Annotated in this window: 7 protein-coding genes; 2 read left to right on the top strand and 5 right to left on the bottom strand. The window is 66.6% G+C overall.

Going from position 1 to position 6,917, the window contains the following annotated elements:
• Window positions 1-170 precede the first annotated feature (170 nt).
• From HR086_RS43300 to HR086_RS43290, 3 genes are all read right to left on the bottom strand, one after another.
• Window positions 171-1,418, bottom strand: a complete 1,248-nt coding sequence (locus HR086_RS43300) for a hypothetical protein (protein WP_174468560.1) — start codon at window positions 1,416-1,418, stop codon at window positions 171-173.
• A gap of 317 nt (window positions 1,419-1,735) precedes the next feature.
• Window positions 1,736-1,972, bottom strand: a complete 237-nt coding sequence (locus HR086_RS49020; protein ID WP_254614265.1) for a hypothetical protein — start codon at window positions 1,970-1,972, stop codon at window positions 1,736-1,738.
• A gap of 140 nt (window positions 1,973-2,112) precedes the next feature.
• Window positions 2,113-3,024, bottom strand: coding sequence for a hypothetical protein (locus HR086_RS43290; RefSeq protein WP_174468559.1), 912 nt, complete (start codon window positions 3,022-3,024; stop codon window positions 2,113-2,115).
• A gap of 408 nt (window positions 3,025-3,432) precedes the next feature.
• On the opposite strand from HR086_RS43290, the gene HR086_RS43285 reads away from it, so the two are divergent.
• Window positions 3,433-4,368: a hypothetical protein gene (locus tag HR086_RS43285; protein WP_174468558.1), complete on the top strand. Its 936-nt coding sequence runs from the start codon at window positions 3,433-3,435 to the stop codon at window positions 4,366-4,368.
• Window positions 4,369-4,586: 218 nt separating this feature from the next.
• On the opposite strand, the gene HR086_RS43280 is transcribed toward HR086_RS43285, so the two are convergent.
• Together HR086_RS43280 and HR086_RS43275 are read right to left on the bottom strand one after the other, a co-directional pair.
• Window positions 4,587-5,015: a hypothetical protein gene (locus HR086_RS43280; protein WP_246137883.1), complete on the bottom strand. Its 429-nt coding sequence runs from the start codon at window positions 5,013-5,015 to the stop codon at window positions 4,587-4,589.
• Window positions 5,016-5,240: 225 nt separating this feature from the next.
• Entirely contained in the window at window positions 5,241-5,684 is a 444-nt protein-coding gene (locus tag HR086_RS43275) for a hypothetical protein (RefSeq protein ID WP_174453176.1), read from the bottom strand.
• A gap of 200 nt (window positions 5,685-5,884) precedes the next feature.
• Here HR086_RS43275 and HR086_RS43270 point away from each other — a divergent pair, with 200 nt between their 5' ends.
• Entirely contained in the window at window positions 5,885-6,841 is a 957-nt protein-coding gene (locus HR086_RS43270; protein ID WP_174461458.1) for a helix-turn-helix domain-containing protein, read from the top strand.
• Window positions 6,842-6,917 lie beyond the last annotated feature (76 nt).

The following is a 6,917-nucleotide window of genomic DNA, read 5'->3' as shown; positions in this document are numbered from 1 at the left end:
GGGTTGGTGGGGGTGGGGGCGCTGTTCACGCTGGCGGTGACTCGGGCGGTGAGGACGTCGCCGATGTTGCCGGTGGGAGACCCGTACCTGGTGGAGAGCCTGCACCACCACACCTGACGCACGACCCGAGAGAATCAAGTCCGTGGTTGCTGACCCCTTCGGGTCGCGATTCAACGCTCCTGGGCCGAGCCAGTCAGCGAGTACCCCTTGGTCCGGAATCCCGTACCGAAGCGGCTGACGAGCCTGGCCATGTGTTCGGGCGAAACAGGTGACGTGACGACCCCTGTCAGACGCGGCATGCCCTTCGCGCTCACGAGCGCGGCGATGACAGCATCCAGATCGGTTCCCGCGACCTCCTCATCCTGACTCATGACCGTTGCGTCGAAGTCGAGGTGTAGCTCGGTGAGGTTGGGCAAGTCGGCGCGGCCGAGGCTGTCCGCGGTCGTGTGGTTGACCTCCAGCCGGAGCTCGCGCAAGCGAGGCAGGCGCCGACCGACGAGACCTTGCTGCGACGCCGTGAGATCGTTGCTCAGGGTCAGAGACTCGAGTGCGGCGAGAAGCTGAGACCGTCCAAACCCGGTGAGGGTCGTACTCGAAAGATGGCAGCTCCGCAGGTGCAGGTGGCGCAGAGCGGTCAGGTAGGGAGACGCGATGAGGGACGCGAGCTCGTCATCCTCGACTGCCCAGAGAACGAGGTGCTCGACGGTCGTCATGCGTGCCGAGCCGGCGACCACCGCGGCGGCTCCCGGGACGTCGCCCAGATCGAGATGCGCGACGGCCAGGCGCGGCGACGTGATGAGCGCCGAGAAGCCGGGGCCAGGCAAGGCCGAGTCGCCGGCATTGTCGAAGCCGAGACAGCCCTCGAGATCGAGCCCTCGAAGGCGAGACAGGCTCGAGGCCCGGGCCAGGGCGTGGCAGCCCTCTTCGCCGATCTCGGAACGTGCGAGGTCCAACCAGGCCAACGCGGGCAGGTCGAACAGGCGACTCAGCCCCGCCGGGCCGATGCCGACGCGGGGGAGCGCGAGGCTCTCCAGACGCTCGAGGCCGGCAGCAGCGAGGAGGTCGGCCAGATCATCACCCACGGGGATGTCACCATCCTGGGCGTCGGGCATCGCGAGGCCGAAGCGGCGCAAGTGGGTCATCTTGCGCCGAGCCAGCGGCTCGTATGCCTCGACCGTGTGGAGCCCGGCGGCCAGCTCGAGTTCGTCCAGGTGATGCAGGAGCGGTGACGCAAGCACCTCGGCTACACCCGTGACACCGAGCCAGTCGCAGTCGAGGCGCAGCTCGGAGATGTCCCGTAGCCGAGAACACCGAGTGAAGGCGGGCACCAGGTCCTCGGACCCGAAACGCTCGTTGAGCCAGCCGCGATGGAGGTCGATCCAGGACTCGGCGACCTCCCTCTTGATGCCGCGAGCCATGCGTCCAGCCAGGACTTCGTCGAGTCGAACGAGCCCTACCACGGACAGACGCGACTCGACGGGGGCGTCATCGCGGATCAGCTGCCGCGCGGTGAGCTCAAGGGGCCAGGGCCGTTGGAGCATGGTCGGAAAAGTATTGCCGAATCTGGCGCGGCGGCAAGTGCTGGCGTACGAGAAGGAGGAGGGAGGGGTGCGAGCAATGTCACCTACGCCGAGCGCACGAAGGCAGTGCCGGTCATCGTCACCGACCCCTCGCGCATCGCAGGGGTCCGCATCACCCCGAGTACCGTCACGCGCGTGCGCGTGCGCGACACCTTTCAGCTCAAGCTCGAGGGCCGACTGGATGACGCCGAGTCAGGCCGGGTCATCGACCTGACCCCGTCGACCCTCCGCACCGTCATGCGCAGATAGTCGAGCGGCAGCATTGTGTGACGGGAGCGGATGCCCACCCGCTCCAAAATCCACGCATCCATGGTCGCGAGTCCCAGCTCCCCCAGGAAGGTATTGGTGAGGAGGTTGGGCGGGTGGAAGTGACCGAGCGCGTGCAGGAACATGGGAACCCTCTAACCCCCACCCTGCCCATTCTCTGTCAGCGTGCTGTCACGCCCGCGCCACTCCGCGAGGCGGCCGGCCATGCGCGCGTCACGCCGGACGACTCCCGTCACGGCGCGACACGGACTGGCGCGACGGGTCGTCAGGGCTTCGCGGCGGGCTGGACGGAGAAGAAGAGAACCGAGTCGCCCTTGCCGTCCACCTTCATGCCCTGAGCCTTCATCGCGGGGCTGAGGGTGTAGACCACTGGCCCCTGCAGGTTGAAGGCGGTGAGCTGGGTGCCCTCGCCCAGGACGCTCATCGTCCCCTGGTAGGCGATGGTCGTCGTCAGGGGGTTCTGCGCGTCCGAGGCCCGCTCGAGCGTGGTGGAGAGTAGGAACAGGCCGACGAGGCCGCGCGGGTCTTCGTGTATCTCCTTGAGCTGGACGCGCGTCTTGCGGAACTTCACGTCCGCGAGGTTGCCGCGCCGCAGGAGCTTCTCGAAGGCGCGCGCCACGCCGTCCAGCTTCGCGCCCACCTTCACCGGCCCCCGGGGGAAGGCAACGGCGATGGGGTCCTCCGCGCCCAGCCCCTCCAGGTCCTTGCGCACCGCCTCCGCCTCCTCTGGCGTCACCGGCTGACCCTCCGCGTCCGTCACCTCGATGCGGCCCGCCCTGAACTCACCCACGTAGGTCTTCTGGCTGACGGGGGAGAGCCGCCGCTGCTGCTGGCCCCGCGAATCCTTCGTCACCTCCACCACGTCGCCATAGGCGAGCTTCGCGCGGGTGACGACGGGCCCCTTCGCCTCGAGCACGGTGAAGACCTGCGTCTGGGCCATCTCGGTGGAGACGTCGATGGGCTCCGGCTCCGTGCCCGGCGCGGTGATGTGGAAGTCCTGCCGCATCATCATCCCCATCCGCACCTCCTCGGCCAGCCCCACCACCGCGTCCAGGCGGGTGAAGGCCAGCGACCGCGCCTTGGACACGACGACCCGCGGCGGCTCGGTGGCCTCCACGGCGAGCGGTGACAGTGCCAAGAACCCCACGGCGATGACCCACGGCTCCATCCGGCGCATGTGTTCCCCTCAAGACACAATCCTTCCATGACGCGGCCATCCGCGATAGCAAATGCGCGGGACGGTGGGCACTGGGGGCGCTGTGATGACAGTCATTGGCGTTGTGTAGAGTGCGCGGCACGAGCGCCAAGGCCTCGTCCCGGGTCCACTTTCGTACGTGCAACCTGTGCGAGGCCATGTGCGGCCTGCGCATCGAGCTCCAGGAGGAGCGCATCACCTCCATCCGGGGCCCGTGTGTCCCAATGTCGCCATGTAACTGCAGGCCCGCGGCGAGCAGGAAACGGTGGACGCGATGAACGACGCGGTCATCCCGGCGCCGCAGTAAGCGGCCTGCGCTCCCAAAGAATTGAATCGGTCCACGGTCGAGCGCAAGTACAGTCACCGCTGCCTTGATCAGGAGCGCCCGCCGTGACTCATGCGTTTTCGACCGCCGGATACCAACGCCTGCTCGACCTCCAATTGCGGCTGCACGCGTTCGCGGCCGACATCGTTGCCGAGTACGAACTCGACGTCGGCACGCCCGACCACCCGCTCTGGGCTGCCCAGTACAACTACCTGAGCATCGCGCCGATGCGCAACGGGCTGCACGTGGAGTATTTCGGCGACGCCTGGGAAACCGCATTGGAAATGATGCTGGCGTGCCTGACCGAACAGGCGGTGGCGGACACCATCACCTCGTTGGCGTTCTCCGGTCCGGATCAGGGCGCGAACGGCACACGCGAGTGGTCCTTCGAGACACTGCTGAGCGCAGAGGTGACGTTCCCGATCCTGCGTTCGCTGTCCATCCGGCCGACCGAGCCCGATCACCACAACAGCTCGCTGATCGTCCACACGGGCACGATCATGGAGGAGGGTGGTGACATCGCACGGCTGGTGGCGAAGATGCCTTATTTGACCGAACTCACCGTGCCCAATGCGCCGGACGCGAGCATCTTCGCGCAGTCCTTGCCGCATCTGCGCGCGCTGCGCATCGGCGGCAGCTTCGACACGCAGGGGTTCATCGAGAACCTGGCGTCCGCGACGAATCTGCCCGCGCTCACGAGCCTGGACTTCACCGAGTCGACGGAACTGCAGATGACCTGGGCCAAGGACCGGGACGACGCATGCGTGACTTCGTTCGAGGCCTATGCACGCTTGCTGGCAAGCCCAGTGGGCGAGGCCTTGAAGGTGTTCATCCTGCGCAATTCGCGGCTCGACATCGACCAGTTGCAATCCCTGCGAGCGATCCGCCCGGGCCTGCAATTCATGGTGATCCAGGCCGCCCGGGGTGGCTATGTCAGCCACTTCGCCAAGCACGTCTTCCCGTGGAAGCATCTGGTGCCGGGCGACCCCGGCGTCCAGTAAGCGTTTGCCGCCGCCCACGCAAGGTGAGGTGGAGCGGCTGTCACGAGCGGAGGACGGCCGCATCGCCTATCCAACCCCAGACACTGCCGCCGCATGATGCCACCAAGGAGCCTTCCTCCCCCGAACCCCTCCGAACCAACGACACACGATTCGGGACTCGACCGGCTGGTGGGGGCTTTGGGTCAGAGGCGAGCACTGGCCAACCAACACAGGCCCATTCAGGGGGAATCGGACGCGTGGGTGAGGGCCTTGCCGTCCTTGGGCGCGGTGAACCGCGCCTCCTCCCGTGTGAAGCGGGACTTCCTGATGGATGAGAAGTCGCCCTTCGTCCGGGAGAAGTCGAGGTCCATGACCACCTCGCCTCCCTTCACGAAGACGAGCAGGCACTCCATTTCAGGGACGTCCCTGGCGCCGGACCAATCAATGCCGAGCCACTTCCGGACCTCTTCCGCGCCCACGTAGGGCGTGAAGATGTGGAAGGTGTCCCAGTCGAAGTCCGTCACCTCCGTCAGGAGGACGTCGCCCCCCGTCGCCGAGGCTGCCTGGATGCGCTGCTCCAACTTCGTGGCGAGCGCCGCGCGTTCCTTGCCTTTGCCGCAGCCGCTCATCGCCACGCTGCAAGCGAGCCACATCGTCACCGCAATCACTGATGTGCCTGTCCATCTTCCGTGTCCGCGCATGCGCGACACTCTAAATGAGGGCTACACCAGGGGGAACGGCGTCTACGGCATCGAGGCGGGCGCGCGGGAGCACTTCGGCGTGTCCGCCTGTTGGACCGCGCGCCCGTGGTGACGGGCGGCGGTGGTGACGAGGATGTGGACGACGAGGGTTGAAACGCTGTGTCGTGCGGGAGCGTGAATCGAGACGGCGGGTCAGAAGCAGTCGTTGCCCGGATAGGGCGGGCCGAAGCCGTCGTTCACGCTCTCGACGATGTAGTACTTCACCCTGCCGTAGTAGCTCATGTCTCCCAGGCAGGTCTTGAGATGGGCGCTGTAGTAGGGGTCTCCCGAGCGAATCAGCGCGCCGTCGAGGTAGACGGTGAGCCCGCTGCTGAACGTCCCCATCGCGTCACTCGTGCGCAGGTAGCCGTCGAAGATATTGTTGCACAAGGCCCTGATTCCGGAGCCATCGACGCAGTTGAAGTACTCCTTGACGAACGCCGGACCGAAGCCGGAGCGTTGATAGGCCAGCGTGCCATTGACGTAGATCTGGGTCAGGGCGCCGCCGGTGCTCTGCGTCGACCAATAGCTCGCCAGGGCGGCGGTGCTGGCGAACGGACCGTCCTGCTGGGCCAGGGCAGGGGACGCGACGGACATGGAAAGCACAAACACCGCGAGGAACGCTTTCACAAACACTCTCCTTGGGAAGAACCGAGCGAAATTGGCGTCGGTGTGATGGATGTATAGAGGGGGAGAGGGGAGGGGGGCTCGGCCACCAGCGCACAGGAATTCGGCCGGGTGTGCAGGGGGCCGTCGGACCGGGCGGATAATGTGTGCCTCCTTACCTGGGGTGGCCCATGCGCACAGTCTTCTCCACGGACGCGGTCTCCGAGCGGGAGCGACACGAGTACTGGCAGGAAATGGCGAGCAAGGTGCTCCTGGGACTGCGGACGGAGCGGAAGACGTCCAGTCCCTTCTTCGGGCGGCTCGACCACCACGAAGCAGGGCCGTTGGGGGTGACCTATCTCCATTCCTCGGCCCAGAGTGTTCATCGAGGGGAGACGGAGATCTCCCGCGCCCCCCGGGAGTGCTACTTCCTCTGCATGCAGGTGTCGGGGGTCTGCCGACTGCGCCAGGGGCGTGAGGAGCGAATTTCCCACCCAGGAGACGTGGAGCTCTTCGACGGGACTCGGCCAGGAGAGCTTTCGTTCGACGCGGAATACCGCCGCATCGTCATCGTGGCGCCTTATGCCACGCTGCGGCCACGGCTCTCACACCCAGATGAGATGGTCGGGAGTGTGCTCCACACCCGGGAGGGCGTCGGTGCCCTGGTGTCCGCCTACCTGCGCGCCTTCGCGGAGACCCAGGTCGCCGAGCCCGTCGCGGGCTCTGTCTCGGACAACCTGCTGGAGCTCCTCGCGCTGGCCTTCAACACCCAGGGCCGCGATATCCAGACAAACGCCGCGAGCGTGCGAGAGGCCCGGAGGCACGCCCTGCGTGTCTATGTCGAGCATCACCTCGCGGAGCCATCGCTGAGCCCGGCGACGGTCGCCGCCCGTTTCCGCATGTCCACGCGCTACCTGCATGGGCTGTTCGCGGAGAGCGGTGAGAGCTTCATGCGCTGGGTCCTCTCGCGTCGCCTGGCTCGCTGCCGCAAGGCGCTCGAGGACCCGGAGATGGACGCGCGGAGCATCGCGGACATCGCCTTCAGCTGGGGCTTCATGGACCTCACGCACTTCGGCCGCGCCTTCAAGAAGGCATATGGCAGGACTCCCCGGGACTGGCGCTACGAACAAGCCCGACAGCGGTCATGACATCCGCCGAGAGAGGCGCAAGCGCCTTCCTGGGCGGCGGGTATCCGGCGTGCTTCAATCCTTGTCCCCATGAGCG

Origin of the sequence: Myxococcus sp. CA039A (assembly GCF_013336645.1) — a bacterium.
GTDB lineage: Bacteria > Myxococcota > Myxococcia > Myxococcales > Myxococcaceae > Myxococcus > Myxococcus llanfairpwllgwyngyllgogerychwyrndrobwllllantysiliogogogochensis.
Note: the sequence above shows the minus strand (reverse complement) of the source record. Positions and strands in the feature narration are given on the sequence as shown.